This is a genomic window from Algoriella sp. (assembly GCF_036647415.1).
In the GTDB taxonomy this organism is placed as follows: Bacteria; Bacteroidota; Bacteroidia; order Flavobacteriales; family Weeksellaceae; genus Empedobacter.
The window spans coordinates 77,613-97,363 of sequence record NZ_JAVXKG010000003.1; the positions used below are offsets into that span (position 1 = coordinate 77,613).

The 19,751-nt window shown below is 30.2% G+C and carries 20 protein-coding genes; 8 read left to right on the forward strand and 12 right to left on the reverse strand.

Annotation, left to right across the window (positions count from 1 at the left end):
• The 3 genes from RSC72_RS02000 to RSC72_RS02010 form a co-directional block, all read right to left on the reverse strand.
• Positions 1–1,535 (reverse strand): M12 family metallo-peptidase (locus tag RSC72_RS02000; RefSeq protein ID WP_332578396.1); only part of this gene is annotated, 1,535 nt, incomplete at its 3' end.
• 115 nt (positions 1,536–1,650) lie between these two features.
• Positions 1,651–2,112 carry a pantetheine-phosphate adenylyltransferase gene (gene coaD / locus RSC72_RS02005; RefSeq protein ID WP_332544550.1) on the reverse strand — a complete coding sequence of 154 codons (462 nt, stop codon included), beginning with the start codon at positions 2,110–2,112 and terminating at the stop codon, positions 1,651–1,653.
• Positions 2,100–3,089, reverse strand: a complete 990-nt coding sequence (locus tag RSC72_RS02010) for a D-alanine--D-alanine ligase (protein WP_332544549.1) — start codon at positions 3,087–3,089, stop codon at positions 2,100–2,102. Before RSC72_RS02010 ends, coaD begins: the two co-directional genes overlap by 13 nt.
• A 91-nt stretch (positions 3,090–3,180) precedes the next feature.
• Here RSC72_RS02010 and RSC72_RS02015 point away from each other — a divergent pair, with 91 nt between their 5' ends.
• The 3 genes from RSC72_RS02015 to RSC72_RS02025 all read left to right on the forward strand — a co-directional run bounded on the left by RSC72_RS02015 (position 3,181) and on the right by RSC72_RS02025 (position 6,534).
• A complete protein-coding gene (locus RSC72_RS02015; RefSeq protein WP_332566020.1) occupies positions 3,181–4,140 on the forward strand; it encodes a PASTA domain-containing protein in 960 nt (319 codons plus the stop codon).
• 10 nt (positions 4,141–4,150) lie between these two features.
• On the forward strand, positions 4,151–5,242 hold the full coding sequence (locus RSC72_RS02020; RefSeq protein WP_332544547.1) for an RluA family pseudouridine synthase: 1,092 nt from the start codon (positions 4,151–4,153) through the stop codon (positions 5,240–5,242).
• 65 nt (positions 5,243–5,307) lie between these two features.
• Positions 5,308–6,534, forward strand: a complete 1,227-nt coding sequence (locus RSC72_RS02025) for a DEAD/DEAH box helicase (RefSeq protein ID WP_332544545.1) — start codon at positions 5,308–5,310, stop codon at positions 6,532–6,534.
• 46 nt (positions 6,535–6,580) lie between these two features.
• Here RSC72_RS02025 and RSC72_RS02030 read toward each other — a convergent pair whose 3' ends face one another.
• The 7 genes from RSC72_RS02030 to RSC72_RS02060 all read right to left on the reverse strand — a co-directional run bounded on the left by RSC72_RS02030 (position 6,581) and on the right by RSC72_RS02060 (position 12,348).
• Positions 6,581–7,207 carry a porin family protein gene (locus RSC72_RS02030; protein ID WP_332578397.1) on the reverse strand — a complete coding sequence of 209 codons (627 nt, stop codon included), beginning with the start codon at positions 7,205–7,207 and terminating at the stop codon, positions 6,581–6,583.
• Between the two features lie 10 nt (positions 7,208–7,217).
• On the reverse strand, positions 7,218–8,477 hold the full coding sequence (locus RSC72_RS02035) for a CinA family nicotinamide mononucleotide deamidase-related protein (RefSeq protein ID WP_332544735.1): 1,260 nt from the start codon (positions 8,475–8,477) through the stop codon (positions 7,218–7,220).
• A 50-nt stretch (positions 8,478–8,527) separates the two neighbouring features.
• Positions 8,528–9,316 (reverse strand): GLPGLI family protein, encoded by a 789-nt coding sequence (locus tag RSC72_RS02040; RefSeq protein WP_332544734.1) that lies wholly within the window; start codon positions 9,314–9,316, stop codon positions 8,528–8,530.
• Positions 9,317–9,322: 6 nt separating this feature from the next.
• Entirely contained in the window at positions 9,323–10,081 is a 759-nt protein-coding gene (locus RSC72_RS02045; RefSeq protein ID WP_332544733.1) for a GLPGLI family protein, read from the reverse strand.
• Position 10,082: 1 nt separating this feature from the next.
• Positions 10,083–10,850: a GLPGLI family protein gene (locus RSC72_RS02050; protein WP_332544732.1), complete on the reverse strand. Its 768-nt coding sequence runs from the start codon at positions 10,848–10,850 to the stop codon at positions 10,083–10,085.
• Positions 10,851–10,932: 82 nt separating this feature from the next.
• A complete protein-coding gene (gene lipA, locus RSC72_RS02055) occupies positions 10,933–11,802 on the reverse strand; it encodes a lipoyl synthase (RefSeq protein ID WP_332544730.1) in 870 nt (289 codons plus the stop codon).
• A gap of 30 nt (positions 11,803–11,832) precedes the next feature.
• Positions 11,833–12,348 (reverse strand): methylated-DNA--[protein]-cysteine S-methyltransferase, encoded by a 516-nt coding sequence (locus tag RSC72_RS02060; RefSeq protein WP_332544728.1) that lies wholly within the window; start codon positions 12,346–12,348, stop codon positions 11,833–11,835.
• A gap of 85 nt (positions 12,349–12,433) precedes the next feature.
• Here RSC72_RS02060 and RSC72_RS02065 point away from each other — a divergent pair, with 85 nt between their 5' ends.
• Positions 12,434–12,889: a copper resistance protein NlpE gene (locus RSC72_RS02065; RefSeq protein WP_332544726.1), complete on the forward strand. Its 456-nt coding sequence runs from the start codon at positions 12,434–12,436 to the stop codon at positions 12,887–12,889.
• A gap of 195 nt (positions 12,890–13,084) precedes the next feature.
• Here RSC72_RS02065 and galE read toward each other — a convergent pair whose 3' ends face one another.
• Both galE and RSC72_RS02075 read right to left on the reverse strand, forming a co-directional pair.
• On the reverse strand, positions 13,085–14,098 hold the full coding sequence (galE, locus tag RSC72_RS02070) for a UDP-glucose 4-epimerase GalE (RefSeq protein ID WP_332544724.1): 1,014 nt from the start codon (positions 14,096–14,098) through the stop codon (positions 13,085–13,087).
• Between the two features lie 104 nt (positions 14,099–14,202).
• Positions 14,203–15,318: a DegT/DnrJ/EryC1/StrS family aminotransferase gene (locus tag RSC72_RS02075; RefSeq protein ID WP_332544722.1), complete on the reverse strand. Its 1,116-nt coding sequence runs from the start codon at positions 15,316–15,318 to the stop codon at positions 14,203–14,205.
• Between the two features lie 99 nt (positions 15,319–15,417).
• Between RSC72_RS02075 and RSC72_RS02080 the strand changes: the two genes are divergently transcribed.
• From RSC72_RS02080 to RSC72_RS02095, 4 genes are all read left to right on the forward strand, one after another.
• Positions 15,418–16,668 (forward strand): 3-deoxy-D-manno-octulosonic acid transferase, encoded by a 1,251-nt coding sequence (locus RSC72_RS02080; RefSeq protein ID WP_332544720.1) that lies wholly within the window; start codon positions 15,418–15,420, stop codon positions 16,666–16,668.
• A gap of 152 nt (positions 16,669–16,820) precedes the next feature.
• Positions 16,821–17,438, forward strand: coding sequence for a porin family protein (locus RSC72_RS02085; RefSeq protein ID WP_332544719.1), 618 nt, complete (start codon positions 16,821–16,823; stop codon positions 17,436–17,438).
• Between the two features lie 141 nt (positions 17,439–17,579).
• The gene (locus tag RSC72_RS02090) at positions 17,580–17,957 is read left to right on the forward strand and encodes a BlaI/MecI/CopY family transcriptional regulator (RefSeq protein WP_332544718.1); all 378 of its coding nucleotides are present in this window, start codon (positions 17,580–17,582) and stop codon (positions 17,955–17,957) included.
• Positions 17,958–17,960: 3 nt separating this feature from the next.
• Positions 17,961–19,643, forward strand: a complete 1,683-nt coding sequence (locus RSC72_RS02095) for a M56 family metallopeptidase (RefSeq protein WP_332544716.1) — start codon at positions 17,961–17,963, stop codon at positions 19,641–19,643.
• The last annotated feature ends 108 nt before the right edge of the window (positions 19,644–19,751 follow it).

A 19,751-nucleotide genomic window follows, 5' to 3' on the forward strand; every position in this document is an offset into this window, starting at 1 on the left:
TATATATTTACAACTTCAATTTTATAGTAAGAATTTTTTTCAAGGTTAGAAAAAACTAATGTTTTATCTGTAGTTACTTTCCAAATACCTGGTTCTCCTCCTATTTTTTCAAATTTATATTTCCAAACTGTTCCTGAATCGTCATTCAATTTAAATGTTATTGTTTGACCATCTAATGTACCATCAACACTTTTTATTGTTTGTTGACAAGTCATACTACAATCTGTACTTAAACATATTTTACCATCTACAGTTGCTCTAATCAAATTACCTGGCTGCTCTCCAAATCCATTAGAAAAGTTAATTCCAACTCCTCCTACTAAGTGACAGTAACTCATAATTGTTCCTTTATCAGCATACGGTATTGGTCCAGTAGGACAAGTTCCTTCTGCTAATTTAGGGTCATAAGTTGGTGCACAACCATCAATTGCTGTTCCATCTCCATTCCAAGCACATGCATGTGTATGTGGCGAACCTAATGCGTGACCCATTTCATGTGTCATAGCCATAATAGTCCATGAATATACTGGTACATTTCCATAAGTCATATTAATACCTGAATATGCATAATGATAATCATTATTACACATTGAGTTTAAATAAGCAACAGACGTTGTTGAAGGATAGTTTACTAAATGTGCAAAATCTCCGTCAAAATCTGTTCTTGTAGTTCTAAATTTATTCAATTGTGCATTATAATCTCCTGTATAAGGATCTTGCTCTTTCCAAATCATTACTTTAGATAAAGATGTTCTAATATAATCATTTGTATAAAGTGTCGCTATATTATTATGAATAGCTGTTAACCAATTTAATGTTTTTGTTTCATCTAATCCATTTTGCTTGTAAGGAGCATAAGCTATTTCATAATAAACACGAACACATTTTTCTGTCATCTCATTCTTATTAGAATTTAATGTTTTTGCATCAAAATTTGGTTTGTAATTTTTATTTTCTTCTAGCTGATCTACTGCACATTCAACATTATTTTTAGCTTCAATATTATAAGATGAATACGAAACATATTCTTCCGAATCTTTCAGTTTTCCGATTACAACATCTCCTAAAGCTTTAGAAGAAGCTACTCCAATTACTTGATCTTTAAAAATTGAGATGGCAACTACCGAAGTTTTATCTCCTCCAATAATTCCTTGGTAATACAAACCTGGTTCATAATTAATCAATTTATTATTCTGATCAACTGCTTTAAAATTATCTGTAAATAAAGCTGTATTTTGTACCAACTCTAGGTCGAGTGTTCTTCCATCAAAAGGAATTTGTAATGTAAGAGATGTTGGTTTTGATTCATAAAGTTTGTTGAGCTCTGTTTGTTCTAATCTAAACAGTGAAACTCCTTTTGCGAATTCAGCAAATTGATCACCTTTTTGTTGAATCGTGTTACTAAAAACTTTGTACGATTTGAAATTGCGACTTTTTAATTTAGCCTCCTCTACCTTTTTAGGAATTGGTTTTAATTGTCCAAATGATAGAGTACTAAATACAAATGCAATTAATAGTAAAATTAATTTCTTCATATTATTTTTATTGTGTTAATTGTTGTAAATATATCTATTTTCATTTTTTTTAGCACAAAAAAAGAGTAGATAATTTATCTACTCTTTTGAAATTTTTAAAACGTATATTACTATATTATATTCTTACAGCATCAGGTACCAAAATGGTATAATTTCCTCCATTTCTCATTACATCTCGTACTATACTAGAACTGATGTAAGCTTTTCCTGAGGATGTTAACAAGAAAATTGTTTCGATATCTTTTTGAGTAATTGCACGATTTGTATGAGCAATTGCTTTCTCAAATTCAAAATCTGCAGGATTTCTCAAACCTCTTAAAATAAATTGAGCATTTTTTTCTATACAATAATCTACTGTTAAACCTTCGTAAACATCAACTTCTACGTTTGGAAATTTTGCAACAGATTGTTCTATAAATTTTTTACGTTGTTCCTCAGAAAACATATAATGTTTAGAAGAGTTTGTTCCGATTGCTACAATTATTTTGTCAAACAAAGGAACTGCACGTTCTATAATATCTAAATGTCCTAAAGTTATAGGATCAAAAGATCCAGGAAAAACTGCTATTCTATCCATGCTGAAGGTCTATTTAATGCAAATTCTATTTCACTATCCATCAAATCTTCCAACGCTATTCCTGCAATTGCAGCTTGCTGTGGAAAAATACTTGCTGGTGAAAAACCTGGCAAAGTATTCATTTCTATAAAATGTGGCTCTCCATTAACAATAATATATTCTGAACGAGAAAAACCTGACATATTAATACAATTATAAGCTTTTTCTGCAATATCACGTACACGTTGCTCCACTTCTGGTGTTAGACGCGCTGGTGTTATTTCATCTGATAAACCATTATATTTTGCATCATAATCAAAAAACTCGGTGTGAGAAACAATTTCTGTTATTCCCAAAACCGTTGTTTCTCCTTTGTAATTTAAAACTCCTACAGAAACTTCTGTTCCGTCTAAGAAAGATTCAATCAAAACTTCTGTATCTTCACGAAATGCTTTTTGCATTGCTGCTTCAAATTCTTCTATTTTATGAACTTTTGAAATTCCTAAACTAGATCCCGATCTATTTGGTTTCACAAAACAAGGTAAACCAACTGTTGCGATAATTTCGTCTTCAGAATAGTTTTCTCCTTTGTTAATATAGACAGATTTTGCATGCGGAATTCCATATTTACTCAAAACTGCAATACAATCTTTCTTATTAAACGTTAGGGCAGATTGATAAAATGGACAACCATTGTATGGCATACCAATCATTTCGAAGTAAGCTTGTAAATAACCATCTTCTCCTGGCGTACCATGAATGGTATTAAAAACAACATCAAAATTTATTTTTTCTCCGTTTTTCTCAAAAGAAAAATCACCTTTACTGATTGGGTATTTTTCACCATCAATTTCGGCAAACCAACCTTCTTTCAAGATTCGAACCCTTGTTCTGTCGTACTTTTCTGGATTTAAACTTGCAAAAATCAATTCACAACTTTTCAACGAAACTACACTTTCGTCTGAGTATCCACCTGCTACAACTGCTACTCTTAACATGCTTAATTTTAAATTTATTCAAATATAGAACTTTGACATCAATCATAAATATTATTTTTGAACTATATTTGTGCGACAATTAATCATTTCAATGAAAGGAGTAAAATCAATCATACAAGTTTTCCTTAACGTTGCTATCGTTATCGCTTTATCTTACGGGCTTTATCATTTTATTTTTAACGTTTGGTTAGATTCGTATACCAACCACAACGAATTTGTGGAAGTTCCGGATTTATCAAAAATGAAAATTAATGATGCAACAGCTAAGTTAGAAGAACTTGGTTTGACATACGAAGTAGACAGTTCTCGTTTTGATCCAAATACCAAACCATTTGCTATTATGGATTTTTATCCGACAGCGCAATCTCGCGTAAAAGAAGGTCGACGTATCTTTATCAAATCAAATCCAAGAACTTATCGTCCTGTGGATTTACCAGATTTAATTGGTAAATCGAAGCGTTTGGCTTTAACACAATTAGAAATTTCTGGGCTTAAAATTGGTAAAATAATCTATGAACCAGATTTAGCAAAAGATGCTGTTCTTAAAATTTTGTACAACGGTAAAATTGTAAAAGCAGGTGAACAATTACCTCGTTTTGCAACTGTAGACTTAGTTTTAGGTCGTGGTATGTTATCTGGTGTAAGAATGCCAAACTTACTTAATTTCACCTTAACAGAAGCAAAAAAATCAATCAAAGATAATTTCTTTGAAATTGGTCAAATTAAATTTATCGGAAGTTCTACTGATACAATTAATGCAAGAGTTGTCTATCAGTTTCCATTTGCAACTGATACGTATGACCAAGGTCAACCGATTGATATTTGGTTATCTATAGAGCCGAGAGAAAAAATTAGAGCTCAATTAAAAGAATTGGACGTACAATACAAAAACTTTGGTGAAGACACAATTAGTGGTTCACAATACAAAGATATTGTAACGCAAAAAGCGGAAGAGCAAATAAAAGATTTGCAACAACAAACAGCTCCAACAACAGAGCAAAAACCAACGACTGAAGCACCAAAAACTGCGGAAGAAGTTATTATTGAATAGAAAGAGATAAATGACAGAAGATTTAGAAGATTTCTTGCAAGAGGAAGACGACAATAAATTATACGAGCACTTTTCGATAACAGTTGACAAAGGTCAATCAGCATTACGTATCGATAAGTTCTTGATGGTTAGGATTGAGAATGCAACAAGAAATAAAATTCAGCAAGCTGCTGAAAATGGAAATATTTTAGTAAATAATGAGCCAATAAAATCTAATTATAAGGTAAAACCTGGTGATTTAATACAAGTTATGTTATCTACTCCTCCAAGAGAGAATGACGTAATCGCAGAAAATATTCCATTAAATATTGTTTACGAAGATGATCAAATTGCAGTAGTTGATAAAGCTCCTGGAATGGTTGTTCATCCAGGACACGGAAATTATACAGGAACATTGGTAAATGCATTAAAATATCATTTTGATAATTTACCTTCTATGTCAGCAGAATTAGAACGTCCTGGTTTGGTTCACAGAATTGATAAAGACACAAGTGGTTTATTGGTTATTGCGAAAACAGAACAAGCGATGAATCATCTTGCTTTACAATTTGCTGCTCATACGACAGACCGTTTGTACAACGCTGTTGTTTGGGGATCTGTAGAACAAGAACAAGGTACAATTACCGGACATATTGGTCGTCATGTAAAAGACCGCATGCAAATGGCTGTTTTTGAAGACGGAAGCGAAGGTAAACATGCTGTTACACATTATCGTATTTTAGAACGTTTTTCGTATGTAACCTTAGTAGAATGTAAATTAGAAACTGGTCGTACACATCAAATTCGTGCGCATTTCAAACATATTGGTCATCCATTATTTAATGATGAACGATATGGTGGTGAGCGTATTTTGAAAGGAACTACTTTTTCTAAATACAAACAATTCATAGAAAACTGTTTCAAAGCTTGTCCACGTCAGGCTTTACATGCACGTACACTTGGATTTATACATCCAACAACGGGAGAAAAAATGTCTTTTGAATCTCCACTTCCAGCAGATATGGTTGATTTATTAGACAGATGGCGTAATTATACTCAAAACTCTATTCATGCAACTGAGCCAGAGAAAAAAATTGATCGTCACGCAAAAGAAATGGAATAATTATTTCATATATAAAAAGCACTTCAATTTGAAGTGCTTTTCTATTTAGATTTTAAACTTACACCATGAATTTTTCAGAATTAAATATTATCGATCCAATATTAAAAGCAATTGAAGAAGCTGGCTATACAGAGCCAACTGAAATTCAAGAGCAAGCTATTCCTCTAGTTTTGGAAGGAACGGATATTATTGGTTGCGCACAAACAGGAACAGGAAAAACAGCGTCTTTTGCAATTCCTATTCTTCAGAATTTAACAAATACACCAAGCGAAGGACATAAAGTAAGAACTTTGATCCTTACACCAACACGTGAATTAGCGATACAAATCAATGAAAGTTTTCAGTTATATGGTAAATATTTACCACTAAAACATTTGGCAATTTTTGGTGGTGTTAATCAAAATCCACAAATTGACGCTATTAAAAACGGTGTTGATATCTTAATTGCAACGCCTGGTCGTTTATTAGATTTGATTGGAAAAGGACATTTAAAAATTGATCAAATAGAGATTTTTGTTTTAGATGAAGCAGATCGTATGTTGGATATGGGATTTGTACATGAAGTGCAAAAGATTTTAGATATCATTCCAAAAAATAGACAATCCATGTTCTTTTCGGCTACGATGCCAAAATCGATTCGAAAATTTTCTCATTCAGTTCTTCGTCGTCCAAAAGAAGTAAGCGTTACGCCAGTTTCTTCGACTGCTGTAACAGTAGAGCAAATTGTTTATCATGTGGATAAAGACATGAAAGTGCCACTTTTGGTAAGTATTTTGAATGATCATCCAGAAGATCGTACCTTAGTTTTTACACGTACAAAATATGTTGCAAATCGTTTGGTAAGACAATTAGAAAAGGCTGGAATTATGGCTGCTGCTATTCATGGTGAAAAATCTCAGAATGCGCGTCAAAAAGCTTTAAATGATTTTAAAGAAGACAAAATAAAAGTATTGATTGCGACTGATATTGCTGCTCGTGGAATTGATATTGATCAATTACCTTATGTTGTTAATTATGAATTACCAACCGTGCCAGAAACGTATGTACACCGAATTGGACGTACTGGACGTGCCGGTCGAGAAGGAAAAGCAATTTCTTTATGTGCTGCTGATGAAAATGGAGATTTGGCAAATATTGAAAAATTAATCAACAATTATATAACGGTTGTTAGAACGCCAAAAGAGTTTTTTAAGAAACCAGATCTTAATAATAATTCTAAAAATAATAAAGGTTTCAAACCGAAAAAAGAGTTTACAAAACCTAAGAATTCGAAACCAAAACGTAGAAAATAACGAAATAAGCACTTCTTTTGAAGTGCTTATTTTATTTTAAGATGAACTAATTCAAACGATAATTGACTCCAACTCCTACATTAAAATTCCTGATATAAGAATATTCACTAAACTCTGTAAAACCCCATGAAAGACGAAGCCCTACATTTAATTTTTCATTTAATTGGTATCCTGCTCCTGTTACTAATGCTGCTTGAAAATGATTAATATTTTCTATCTTTCCATTTAAAGCAGGAATCTCATTCGATTTATCATGATAGTTTCCTTTTGCAGACATCAAATAAGAAAACTCAGGACCTAACTCTACATATAATTTATTGGGTTGATATTTCAGTAATAAAGGTAATTTGATTAAATGCATTTGGTACTTAAAATCAAAACGTGGTTGAGTTGTCTCTTGATTTTCAATTCCACCAAAATACTCCGAATAAGTAATATTTAGATTGTTAAATGATTGAAAGGAATACATAATTTCTGGCTGAAAACTAAATCCTTGATCAAAAGGTAAATTGTAATAACCTCCAACATAAAACCCATATTGATTCTGATTATCTCCTATTTTTGCATCTGTTATACCTGTTGTTTGTCCTCCAACTGTTAACCCAAAAGTTTGTTGAGCATAAATATTTGTTACCAATCCCAAAAAAGTTAGCAAAATAATTTTTTTCATCATCGTGTTAATTTTAATAATTTTCTTGAATAAATTTTACCGCATCATTCAGTGCATTTGTAGAAACAATTTTTATAAAATCTTCTCGATCTAAAAACGGATAAAAATACCTTTTATTACTTATTGTATTTCCATTTGTTACAGAAATCCAAACTGTTCCGACATCATTTTTATCCTCTCCTCTATTTGGTCCCGCAACACCAGTTGTAGAAATTGCAATATTGGTATTCAAAACATTTTTTACACCTTTTGCCATTTGCTCTGCAACTTGCTCCGAAACAACTGTAAATTCTTCAATCGCTTTTTCATCAACATTTAACACATTTATTTTTACAGAAGTATCATACGAAACTATTGTTCCGAAATAATATGCAGAACTTCCCGAAACCGAAGTCAGCATAGAAGCTATCATTCCTCCAGTACAACTTTCGGCTGTAGAAATCGTCAATCTTTTTTCTCTTAAAATATCACCTATAACTTGTTGCACACTTCCAGAATTTTCTGAAACTAAAAATTGTCCTGCAATATTCTTAAATTTTTCTATTTCTTGTTGAATCGTTTCTTTTAAAATTACCTCATCTTTTCCAGTCGCTGTAAATCGTAAATCGATAGACGTTCTGTTGGGTAAATAAGCTAAATGAATAAAACTTGGTAACTTATTTTCCCAATCTTCAAGCAAAATTGCCAAATCACTTTCGGGAATTCCACTGACCAAAATATCACGATGAATGATTAAATCCGAATTATATCGATTTTGTAATTGAGGAATAATTTCATCACGAATCAAACCTTTCATTTCAAAAGGTACACCAGGTAAATTGATGATAATTTTGTCTTCTATTTCTGTCCAAAGACACGGTGCTGTTCCGAATTTATTTTGAATAAATGTAGATTTTTCTGGAATTAGAGCTTGATCTTGATTCAGACTATTTAATTCTTTCCCATAACCTCTTGAAGCAAATAATTGAACAATATTTTCTAATATTTTAGGCTCTCTAACTAATTTACAATCTAAAAATTGACACAAAGCTGCCTTCGTTTTATCGTCTTTAGTTGGTCCTAAACCACCAGTTACGATAACAATATCCGATTTATTAATTCCTCGCTGAAAAGCCTCTATAATATGTTGTTGTTCATCTTTTACAGAAATTATTTCTTCTACATCTATTCCTATTTTATTCAATTCTTTTGCGATAAACGCCGAATTTGTATCAACAATTTGACCGATTAAAATTTCGTCGCCAATTGTAAGTAAAGTTGCTTTTGTATTCATTTTATAAAAAAAACTTGCTTAAAGTTAAGCAAGTTTTGAGTTGTATTAGTTTATTTTTTGTCAACGCCCTCCTGATTATACATTTCATTTCTTTTCTTGTTTGCTTCTTCGTAAATATCAGCTAATTGTTTTGGTGTTATAATATTATCCTTTTTACCTGGTTCTGTAATAGGAATTTTGAATTTATATTTTTTATCTAATTTATTTAATGATAAGACTTTGATATAATTATTCATCTTTCCAACATTCTCTATGTCTATAAAAATATTCATTTCTAATACAAAACCATCAATAGGTTTTACCGTTATTGGCATAAAATCAAAATCTATTTCTTTCGTAAACCAAGCCTCAACATCAAAATTTCCATTTCCGTATTTAGAAGTTGCTTTGTATGCTTTATAACCAAGAATTTCTTTTGTTTCATCTGTAAATTTCCAATCCAATTCCTGTAAAGGAGTTATAACAATATAGTTTTTTCCATAAACATCAACTTGTCTATAATTTTCTCCTTTTGTAAAATCTGAATAAGTAAGACCAAAAGCTAATCCTGGAGCTGATTTTTTCACTCCACCTTGCGTTCCTTGTTGATTGTCAATCTTCTCTTGTTCTATTGTATTTAACTCTGTCTTTGAAGAGTAAATTTTAAATTCAAGCGGTTTTGGATTCGTATTTTGGTCAACATTCCATTTCCTTACTTCTGGATCTTTTATATGTCCATATGATTTTTCTATAGCTTCGGGCGTATATTCTGTATGATGCTTGGCTTCTATAAATACTTCATAAACTTGCGCATTTGCAAAACTTGAAATTAAAATAATTAGTGTAATTAGTTTTTTCATGTTAATTTATTTTTTATCAACTCCTTGATTCATTATCTCTTTAAAATTTTCAGCATTTTTATTATACATTTCTGTTAACTCCGATAAAGAAACTGTTTGTAATATTTTATTATTTTTAAAAATGGGTTCTTTTTTCAATTCTTTTTTCTTAGTTGAAATCCACGAAATCAAAACTTCCGCTTCATTTAATATATACATATAATGCAACTCTAATATCAAACCTTTTGTACCATAATATATATCTGGAGAATAGTTGTAAGGAATTGATGGTGCATACCAAGCAATTATATCAACATCTTTGTATTTACCTTTTGCTTCTTTTGTTTCGATTCCCAGAATAGTTTTTGTTTTTCCCGTATCAACAAAATTTATTTTATATACAGAATCATAAACATTAATTGCCTTATCATTAAAATCCTTTTCTGTATAAAAAAGCATTTCTTTATAATTTACATATGATTTTCCACCTATTTTTGGAGAAATTTGTATTCTATCATCATTATAATTTTGCGAATTATCTATTTTCTCTATAATAGCTGATTGACTTAACTCATTATTATAAGAAAATTTATAAAATAACGTATCTATTTTTTCTATACTCTCTATAGCTTTTTCTCGATCTTTTTTATCTTTATAATGATTATTTATAGCTTCATAAGCTTTAGCTGTAAGACGTATTTGAGGCTGAACTTCAAAATCGATTTCATAAAATTGGGCATTTGCAAAACTTGAAATTAAAATGATTAATACAATTAGTTTTTTCATATTATTTTTTGTCAACGCCCTCCTGATTATACATAGCATTTCTTTTATTATTTGCTTCTTCGTAAATCTTATTTAAATCAGTATACTTTACAAGTTTTCCTTTGTTTGGTTTTACTAGTTTTAATGATTTATTCAAATCTTTTATCTTAGTCGCTTTCCAAGAAACAAGTATTTCTCCTTCATCACTCATTTTATACTTATAGTGCAATTCTAAAATCAATCCATTTGCACCGTAAAAAATATCAGGTGAAAATTTATAATTAATTGAAGGAGCATACCAAGTAATTAAATCATATTTTCCAATTTTCCCAATAGCTTCTTTTACTTGTATTCCTAATATTTCTTTCGTTTTTCCTGTATCTTCAAAACTAATTTTGTGTATAGAATCATACGCTAAATACTTATCTCCATATACATCTATCTGCGACCAAAATTTATTTTCCTTGTAATCTATAAAAGCATTTTTACCAAAGGTAGGTGCGGTTTTATTCACAGAAATATGCTGATCTTCTTGCGAATTATTAACTTTTGCAATATGATTAGAGGAACTATAGTTTTCATTAAACATGAATTTATAGTTTTCTATAGGCGGATTCATATTCATGTCAATAATAATTTGTCGATCTTTAGGATCCTTTTCCCATTCTTCAAAAAATTTTAAACCTTTTTCTGTGTAATGTGTCTGCACTTGCATTTCGTATTCAACTTCATAAAACTGTGCTTGTGCAAAACTTGAGAACAATACAATAATAGTTATTAGTTTTTTCATATTAGTTTGATTAATATTTAAATATAACAAAAAAGAGACACAATTTCTTGTGTCTCTTTTAAAATATTATTAAATAATTTGATTATAAAATATGTTTTTCTGCATGATAAGAAGAACGAACTAATGGTCCTGATTCTACATGACGAAATCCTAATCCACGCGCAAAATCTTCGTATTTCTTGAATTGTTCTGGCGTAATAAATTCTTTCAAAGGCAAATGTTTCTTCGTTGGTTGTAAATATTGACCAATTGTAATGATGTCTACATTTGCATTTGCAACTTCCTGAATTGTTTCATAAACCTCATCTTCAAACTCTCCCAAACCAAGCATAATTCCTGTCTTTGTACGACGTTGACCTGCTTCTTTTGCATAGCGTAAAACTTCTAAACTACGGTCATATTTTGCTTGTATACGAACTTCTCTCGTCAAACGACGAACAGTTTCCATATTATGCGACAATACTTCTGGAGCGGCTTCTATAATACGATCTATGTGTTTTTCGATTCCTTGAAAATCTGGTATCAATGTTTCCATCGTTGTTCCAGGGCTAATACGACGAACTGCATGTATCGTTTCTGCCCAAATAATCGATCCCATATCCTTGATATCATCACGATCAACAGACGTTAAAACGGCATGTTTTATCTGCATTAATTTTATAGAACGTGCTACTTTTTCTGGTTCTGCCCAATCCACTTGTTCTGGACGACCAGTTTTTACACCACAAAAACCACACGAACGTGTACACACATTTCCCAAAATCATAAATGTTGCAGTTCCTTCACCCCAACATTCGCCCATATTAGGGCAACTTCCACTTTGGCAAATGGTATTCAATTTATATTTGTCAACTAAACCTCTTAGTTCTTTATGTTTTTTTCCTGTTGGCAACTTTACGCGCAACCATTCGGGTTTTTTCACTCTCCCGTCAGGTAATGTTTCAACACTCATACGTTACTTTTCTGAAATGCTAATTTACGATTATTTTTGATAAAAAAGATTCAATTGTTTCGATTCTAATTCTAACAAAAATTGTTTGCGTTTTTTTCCTCCCGCATAACCAGTTAACGAACCATCCGAACCGATGACACGATGACAAGGCACCAAAATGGCAATTTTATTTTTCCCATTTGCATTTGCTACAGCTCTTATTGCCAACAAATCGCCCACAGCAATTGCTTGTTCTTTGTAAGATTTTGTTTCTCCAAAAGGAATTTTAATCAATTCGTTCCATACTTTTTTCTGAAAATCTGTTCCAATAAAATCAAATGGTATCGTAAATTGAGTCAAATTACCTTCAAAATAATCATTTAATTCTGTTTCTAATTGTTCAAAAAAGTCGTCCTCTTTCTCCAAAATATCGCCTAAAGACTCTAACTCTTTTACTTGTTTTTCAGTCGATTTTCCATCCAAAAACTCTAACATACAAAGTCCTTTTTCTGTCTTTATCGCAAGCATTTCTCCAAGAGGAGTTTGTATTTTTTTAGAGTAAAACATTTTATTAAATTTTGTTTGAAAGTTAGAAAATTATAAACGAAATTTGATGTTAAATATTTTAGTCTATCACGCAAAATTTAACCAAATGAAAAAATCTATATTCGTAAGCTTTTTTGCCTCAATTATATTATTCTCATGTCAATCAAAAGGTGTTCAACAAGAACAAAAAAATAACAGTGTAGACAAAGCTATTCCTGCTATTGTTGCCACTACAGACCATAATTCTAAAAATTCGTTAGATTGGGCTGGTAAATATGAAGGAACTTTACCTTGTGCCGATTGCGAAGGAATAAAATATATTGTTGAGTTGAAAAAAGACGGTAACTTTTTTATTGAGCAAGAATATTTAGGAAAAGAAACGGTGTATCAAGACGAAGGTTTTTATAAGTGGGATGCTTCTGGAAATGTTTTACATTTAAATTCTAATGTTAGTCCGTTGGTATTGAAAGTTGAAGAAAATAGATTGAAAGTTTTGGATCAACAAGGAAAAGAAATCACAGGAAATTTGAAAGATAAATACATCCTGAAAAAGATAAAATAATAAAAAAACAAAAGGCAATCTCTAACTTAGATTGCCTTTTATTTTTGAAATTATTTTTCTTACGAAACTAAAATTTTTGAGATCCTGAAACAAGTTCAGTATGACAAATACCCAATGTCATGTTGAATTTCGTTCTGCATGATAAACTCCAAAAAAGTCATTCTGAATTCATTTCAGAATCACATCTTAAAAAATTTATTTTTCTAAACTTTTTTGCCATTCCCAAGCTGTACGCATACTTTCAGAAAGTTTTGTTTCAGGTTTCCAACCCAATTCTTTTTCTGCTAAAGCATTATTTGCATACGCTTCTATAATATCTCCAGCACGACGTTCTTTTATCTCGTAATTCAACTTTACATCATTTGCATCTTCAAAAGCATGTACAACTTCCAAAACCGTAGAACCTGTTCCTGTACCAAGATTAAAGAATTCTAATTTTGTTTGATTTTTATTTTCAATCAATCGTGTAATTGCTTTTACATGCGCTTCAGCCAAATCATTTACATCAATATAATCTCTAATCGCCGTTCCGTCACGTGTTGGATAATCATCTCCCCAAACCGATAAACTTTCTCTAATACCAGCCGCAGTTTGCGTAACATAAGGAATCAAATTATTTGGAATTCCTTTTGGTAACTCTCCAATTTTAGCTGTTGGATGCGCTCCTACTGGATTGAAATAACGTAAACAAATTACATTTTTATCAAATGCTGCAGAAAAATCTTCTAAAATTTCTTCGCCCATTTTTTTTGTTTTTCCGTACGGAGATTCAGGTTTTTTAAGCGGAGTTTCCTCATCAATTGGCATTTTGTCTGCTTGTCCGTAAACTGTACAAGATGAACTGAAAATGATATTATCTGTATCAAAATCTTTCATCGCATCCAAAAGATTAATTAATCCTAATAAATTATTGCGGTAATACATCAATGGTTTTTCTACCGATTCGCCAACAGCTTTATGTGCTGCGAAATTGATAATTCCGTCAATTTTATTGAATTTAAAAAAATCATTAACCACTTCTTGACTTTTTAAGTCAATCTCGAAATAACTTGGTTTTATACCTGTAATAGATGTAATACGATCTAAAACATCAATTTCTGTATTTGATAAATCATCAATAATAACAACTTCATAACCTGCATTTTGCAATGCAACAACTGTATGCGAACCAATGTAGCCTAAACCACCAGTTACCAATATTTTATTCATTATCTTTTTTTAAATAGTATTTTGATTGTAAACCAAATTTAGGAAAATTAAAAAGCTTCTGAAACAAATCAGAAGCTTTTTAGTAATTATTTAATGGAATAAAATTATTTTCCGAAAAATTCTCTTACAGCAGAAGTGATATAAGCTAATTGCTCATCATCTAATTCTGTGTGCATTGGTAAAGACATTACTTCTTCTACCAATTTGTTTGTATTAGGAAAATCCGCATCATTATAATGTCCGTTATCATACGCTTTTTGTTTGCGCAATGGAACTGGATAATAAATCATCGCAGGAATATCTTTTCCTGTTAAGAAAGCTTGTAATTCGTTACGTTTTCCATTTGTAACACGTAATGTATATTGATGAAATACGTGAGTTGTATCGTCACCTTTTACTGGTGTTAATAACTCATCAATATCCGCGAAAGCTGATGAATAATAAGCTGCTGCTTTGTTACGAGCTGCGTTATAATCATTTAATAAAGGTAATTTACGACGTAAAACTGCTGCTTGAACAGAATCTAAACGAGAGTTAACACCTACTTCATCATGATAATAACGTTTGTACATTCCGTGATTTACAATACCACGTAAACGATGAGCAATATCATCATCATTTGTAAAAATTGCTCCACCATCTCCATAACAACCTAAGTTTTTAGAAGGGAAGAAAGATGTACAACCAATATGACCTATTGTACCAGCTTTTTTACCTTTATAATCTGCTCCAATTGCTTGTGCTGTATCTTCTATTACAACTAAATTATGTTCTTTTGCAATCGCCATAATTTCATCCATATTAGCACATTGACCAAATAAATGAACTGGAATAATTGCTTTAGTTTTCGGTGTAATAGCAGCTTTTAATTTATCTGTATCTATCGTAAATGTATCATAATCTACATCAACCAAAATAGAATTTAAATTCAATAAATCAATAACTTCTACTGTAGCTGCAAATGTAAAATCTGCTGTAATTACCTCATCACCTGGCTCTAATCCTAATGCCATCAAAGCAATTTGTAAAGCATCAGTTCCATTTCCACAAGGAATTACGTGTTTTACATTTAAGTAATCTTGTAATTCTGTTTCAAATTGTTTTACTTCTGGACCATTAATAAAAGCAGCCGAATCCAAAACATTCAAAATTGCGGCATCTACATCACCTTTTATTTTTTGATATTGACTTTGCAAGTCAACCATTTGTATTTTTTTCATATCTTAATGAATCTATAAATCAACCAACTAAAAAAAGTCGTTTTTATTACAACAAATGTACAAAAAAAGCTCATTCTAAATTTTTAACTTTGCAAGATTGTGCAAGGATTTTACAACATATCAATTAAGGCGTACGGAACGGCGCTGAAATTAGCTTCGAATTTTAACGAAAAAGCAAAACTATGGGTTAACGGTAGAAAAAATTGGGAAGAAAAAATTGCTTCCAAAATTTCTAAAACCGATAAAATTTTATGGGTACACTGCTCTTCTTTAGGTGAATTTGAACAAGGAAGACCTGTCATTGAGGCTTTACGCGAAAAATATCCTTCGCATAAAATTGCCGTGTCTTTTTTCTCACCTTCGGGTTATGAAATCAGAAAAAATTATCAAGGTGCAGATTTAATTTTTTATTTGCCTTTGGACACAAAATCCAATGCAGAAAAGTTGATAAAAGTTCTTCATCCAGAAATTTTGATTTTGGTTAAATATGAATATTGGTTCAATTTAATTACCGAATTAAATGATAAAAATATTCCGACAATTGTGGTTTCATCAATATTTAGAGAAAGTCAAAACTTTTTTAAGAAAAATGGAAAAAATTGGTTTGCAAAAAAATTGAGTTTAATAAATCACTTTTTTGTTCAGAATCAAAAATCAAAAAATTTGTTAGATTCTATAAATATCACTCAAAATACAATTGCGGGCGACACGCGTTTTGATCGTGTAAAACAAATCATTCATCAAGACAATAATTTGGATTTTATGAATGATTTCAAACAAAATTCTAAACTAATTGTGGTTGGAAGTTCTTGGCCAAAAGACGAAGAATTATTTGTAGAATTAATCAATCAAAAATTAACTGATAATTGGAAAATTGTTTTTGCGCCTCATAATTTGAATGAATCTGAAATCAATTCTTTTTTATCAAAGATTAATCAAAAAGCAGTTAAATTCTCCGATTTAGAAAAAACATCAAAACAAGATTTAATCGACTCGAAAATATTTATTCTAAATACAATTGGTATTTTATCTAAAGTCTATTCTTATGCCGATATAACGTACATTGGTGGCGGTTTTGGTGCAGGAATTCACAATACTTTGGAGGCTGTAACATTTGGAAATCCTGTTGTTTTTGGTCCAAAATACAAGAAATTTCAGGAAGCAGTAGATTTGATAGAAGTTGGTGGTGGATTTTCGATTGCTAATCAAGAGGAGTTTAATCAAATCTTGAATCAATTAATGAATGATGAAAATTATAGAAAACAAAGCGGAAAAAAAGCTGGAGATTTTGTACAAAATTCTCCAAATGCAACAAAAATTATTTTAGAATATTTAGAAAAAATAATATAAAATCCGGTGTAATTCACAAAAATTTAACAAAAGGGCACAAAAGTTGTAACAGCCAATACATTATTGATTTATTATTAATCGTTTACTATGAACAAAATTTTACTTTTGCAATAATAAATAGCGTTAGCTAAAGTAATAAAACAAAATAAAACATGAAAAAACTAATCTTAGGAATAGCACTTTTTGGAGGATTAAGTGCAGCAAATGCTCAAATTGATTTAGGTGTAAAAGGAGGCCTTAACTTCCCTACTTTATCAGGAGATTCTCGTGAATTAATGGGAGATCAAACAAAATTTAGAACAGACTTTTACGTTGGTGGTTATGCTAATTACAAAGTAACAGATCAAATTAGTTTTCAACCAGAACTTTTATATTCTAAACAAGGTGCTGGAATTAAAAATAGTGGAAATTCTAACTCAAAAATTGTAACACATAACATTAATATTCCATTGATGGGACGTTATGAAATTATGGAAGGGTTGAATGTAGAATTTGGACCTCAATTAGGATTTTTAGTTTCTGCAAAAGGAAAAACTGAAGAAGGAAAAACAGATACAAAAGTTAAAATCACAGATAATTTCAAAACATTTGATTTTGGATTAAACTTTGGAGCAGGCTATAAAGTAACAGACGAATTAGAAATCAACGCTCGTTTTACAAAAGGTTTATCTAACATAAACAACTACTTTCCAGAAGGAATAAATGATAACTACAAAATCACAAATACGTATTTTAGTATTGGTGTAGCGTACAAATTAATGGAAATGTAATTTCTATAATTAGAACATATTTATTAAAAGGAACTTGTTTAAGTTCCTTTTTTTTGTGTCTAATTGTTAAATATTTATAAAATAATTTTGACAATTCAGTTTTTAAACTACATTTGTAGAATAATAAACACAATTGTAGACATGAAAATAAGATTATCTAAAAGAGAAGAAGAAGTTATGGAAGTTATTTGGAGCGGAAAACATGTTTTTGCAAAAGATATTCTTGACTCTTATGACGATCCAAAACCTGCAAATACGACAATTTCTACTTTACTAAAAAGAATGCACGATAAAGGCTATATAGATTATGAGCAAATGGGAAACTCGCGCAGATATTTTGCTTTGGTTAAGAAAGATGATTACTTCACAAAAGAAGTAAAAGGAATGATAAGTAACTTTTTTAATAATTCGACTTCACAATTTGCCTCATTTTTTGCAAAATCAAATAATATGTCGGTAGAAGAATTAGAGAAATTACGTGCAATAATTGACAATGAAATAGACCGTAAAAAGAAATAGTGTATGATTGCGTATCTGATTAAATTTATACTTTGTTCTGGTTTTTTATATTCGTTTTATAAATTATTCTTAGAACGTGAAAGCATGTATAAAATCAATCGACTTTATTTATTATTTGCTCTAATTTTTGCCTTAATCGCGCCATTATACAAAATTCAAGTTCCAATTACGGTACAAGAAACCAATATATCGCCCGAACTTTTGGCTTGGATTATACAAAATCCAGAATTCCTAGAACAAGAAAAAGGATTCAATTTCGGTGATATTCTAAACATTATTTATTTAATTATAGGAACAGTTCTACTTGGAAGGTTCATCTACAATTTGTACGAATTATTGTTTAAAATTAAAACCGAAGAAAAACTAAAAGATATTGAAATTACTTATATTTTGGATCTTGAATCTGAACAACCTTACAGTTTTTGGAAGTATATTTTCATACCAAAAAAACAAATAAATAAACTGCATCAGAATTTAATTGATCACGAAAAAGCGCATTGCATACAAAAACATAGTCTTGATATTTTGTTAATTGAAGTTTTTCAAATTATTTTTTGGTTCAATCCGTTTGTGTATTTCTATAAAAAATCAATCAAATTAAATCATGAATTTCTTGCTGATGAATACGTTTTAATGCAAAATAATGATGTCAAAACGTATCAACATCAAATATTAGATTCTATTGCAGCTCAGAATCCATCTATCATGGCAAGTCATTTCAATTTTATATTAACAAAAAAACGCTTACTTATGATGACAAAAAATACATCTAAACAAAAAGTGAAAATGTTATCTTTTGCTACTTTACCTTTCCTTTTGTCTGCATTCGTTTTATTTAGTCAAAAAACATTTGCCCAAAAAGTAGAACAAAATGCTCAAAAAGTAGAAAAAGTATTAGATAAATCTGTTGACTCTCAAGCTAAATTAATTTTTGAAGTCAAACCTGATAAAAATAAAGATTCCATTACTCAAGTTGGTACATTTATCATCAATCCAAAGGATTCTATTAAAAACATTGATCCTAAAGACATTAAATCTATTGATGTTGATAAAAAACAAATTATAATAACAAAAAATAATAATGATACAGTAAAGTATTACGTCAATTATAATTTTACACCAAGCGAAACAAAATTAATTCAAATAAAAAATCTAAAAACAAACGAATTATTAACAGAAGACATCAAAAATAGATTAAACAATTTACATCCAAAAGACATTAAAAAAGTTGATGTAAGAAAATTAGATGGTAAAAAACTTGTCATTATAAATGACTCTATTGAATATAGTTTTGATGATAAAACTTCAATTCCAAATAATTTAAATCTAAATGTAAAACTTTACACAAAAGATGGATATACAATTTATACTGATAAGAATGGAGTTCAACATAAGATTTTAAATTCAGAAATTGATCCTATTTATTTAACAAAAAGTAATAAAAAAAATAAACAGAATATTCAACAATTATATACGTTTAAAGTTGATCCAAAAGATTTTAAGGATCCTACAAAAATAAAAGAAATCATAAAGTTTAGAGTTGAATCTGCTTATTTTCAAGACAACAAAAGTATGAGCGAACATCTTGAACAAAAAAAGCAAGAGTTAAAACTACAAGAAAAAAACACAAAAAAAATGTTGAAAGAAGTGGAAAAACAACAACGTGAGTTGAAGAAAAAATCTTGATAAATAAGTTTTCAAAAAAAATACACAATATTTTTTACTATATAGTGTTCTATACTAATAAATCGTAATTAGTTATTTTTTTTATAACATTTAAGAAAAGGAAGTCAA

Bases quoted from the DNA above. Each gene is read 5' to 3' on its own strand.
- RSC72_RS02090 (WP_332544718.1), top strand. From the start codon at position 17,580: ATGAAAATAAGATTATCTAAAAGAGAAGAAGAAGTTATGGAAGTTATT.
- RSC72_RS02065 (WP_332544726.1), top strand. From the start codon at position 12,434: ATGAAAAAATCTATATTCGTAAGCTTTTTTGCCTCAATTATATTATTC.
- galE (WP_332544724.1), bottom strand. From the start codon at position 14,098: ATGAATAAAATATTGGTAACTGGTGGTTTAGGCTACATTGGTTCGCAT.
- RSC72_RS02045 (WP_332544733.1), bottom strand. From the start codon at position 10,081: ATGAAAAAACTAATTGTATTAATCATTTTAATTTCAAGTTTTGCAAAT.
- RSC72_RS02050 (WP_332544732.1), bottom strand. From the start codon at position 10,850: ATGAAAAAACTAATAACTATTATTGTATTGTTCTCAAGTTTTGCACAA.
- lipA (WP_332544730.1), bottom strand. From the start codon at position 11,802: ATGAGTGTTGAAACATTACCTGACGGGAGAGTGAAAAAACCCGAATGG.
- RSC72_RS02015 (WP_332566020.1), top strand. From the start codon at position 3,181: ATGAAAGGAGTAAAATCAATCATACAAGTTTTCCTTAACGTTGCTATC.
- RSC72_RS02095 (WP_332544716.1), top strand. From the start codon at position 17,961: ATGATTGCGTATCTGATTAAATTTATACTTTGTTCTGGTTTTTTATAT.
- RSC72_RS02060 (WP_332544728.1), bottom strand. From the start codon at position 12,348: ATGTTTTACTCTAAAAAAATACAAACTCCTCTTGGAGAAATGCTTGCG.
- RSC72_RS02040 (WP_332544734.1), bottom strand. From the start codon at position 9,316: ATGAAAAAACTAATTACACTAATTATTTTAATTTCAAGTTTTGCAAAT.
- RSC72_RS02085 (WP_332544719.1), top strand. From the start codon at position 16,821: ATGAAAAAACTAATCTTAGGAATAGCACTTTTTGGAGGATTAAGTGCA.
- coaD (WP_332544550.1), bottom strand. From the start codon at position 2,112: ATGGATAGAATAGCAGTTTTTCCTGGATCTTTTGATCCTATAACTTTA.
- RSC72_RS02030 (WP_332578397.1), bottom strand. From the start codon at position 7,207: ATGATGAAAAAAATTATTTTGCTAACTTTTTTGGGATTGGTAACAAAT.
- RSC72_RS02075 (WP_332544722.1), bottom strand. From the start codon at position 15,318: ATGAAAAAAATACAAATGGTTGACTTGCAAAGTCAATATCAAAAAATA.
- RSC72_RS02035 (WP_332544735.1), bottom strand. From the start codon at position 8,477: ATGAATACAAAAGCAACTTTACTTACAATTGGCGACGAAATTTTAATC.
- RSC72_RS02025 (WP_332544545.1), top strand. From the start codon at position 5,308: ATGAATTTTTCAGAATTAAATATTATCGATCCAATATTAAAAGCAATT.
- RSC72_RS02020 (WP_332544547.1), top strand. From the start codon at position 4,151: ATGACAGAAGATTTAGAAGATTTCTTGCAAGAGGAAGACGACAATAAA.
- RSC72_RS02010 (WP_332544549.1), bottom strand. From the start codon at position 3,089: ATGTTAAGAGTAGCAGTTGTAGCAGGTGGATACTCAGACGAAAGTGTA.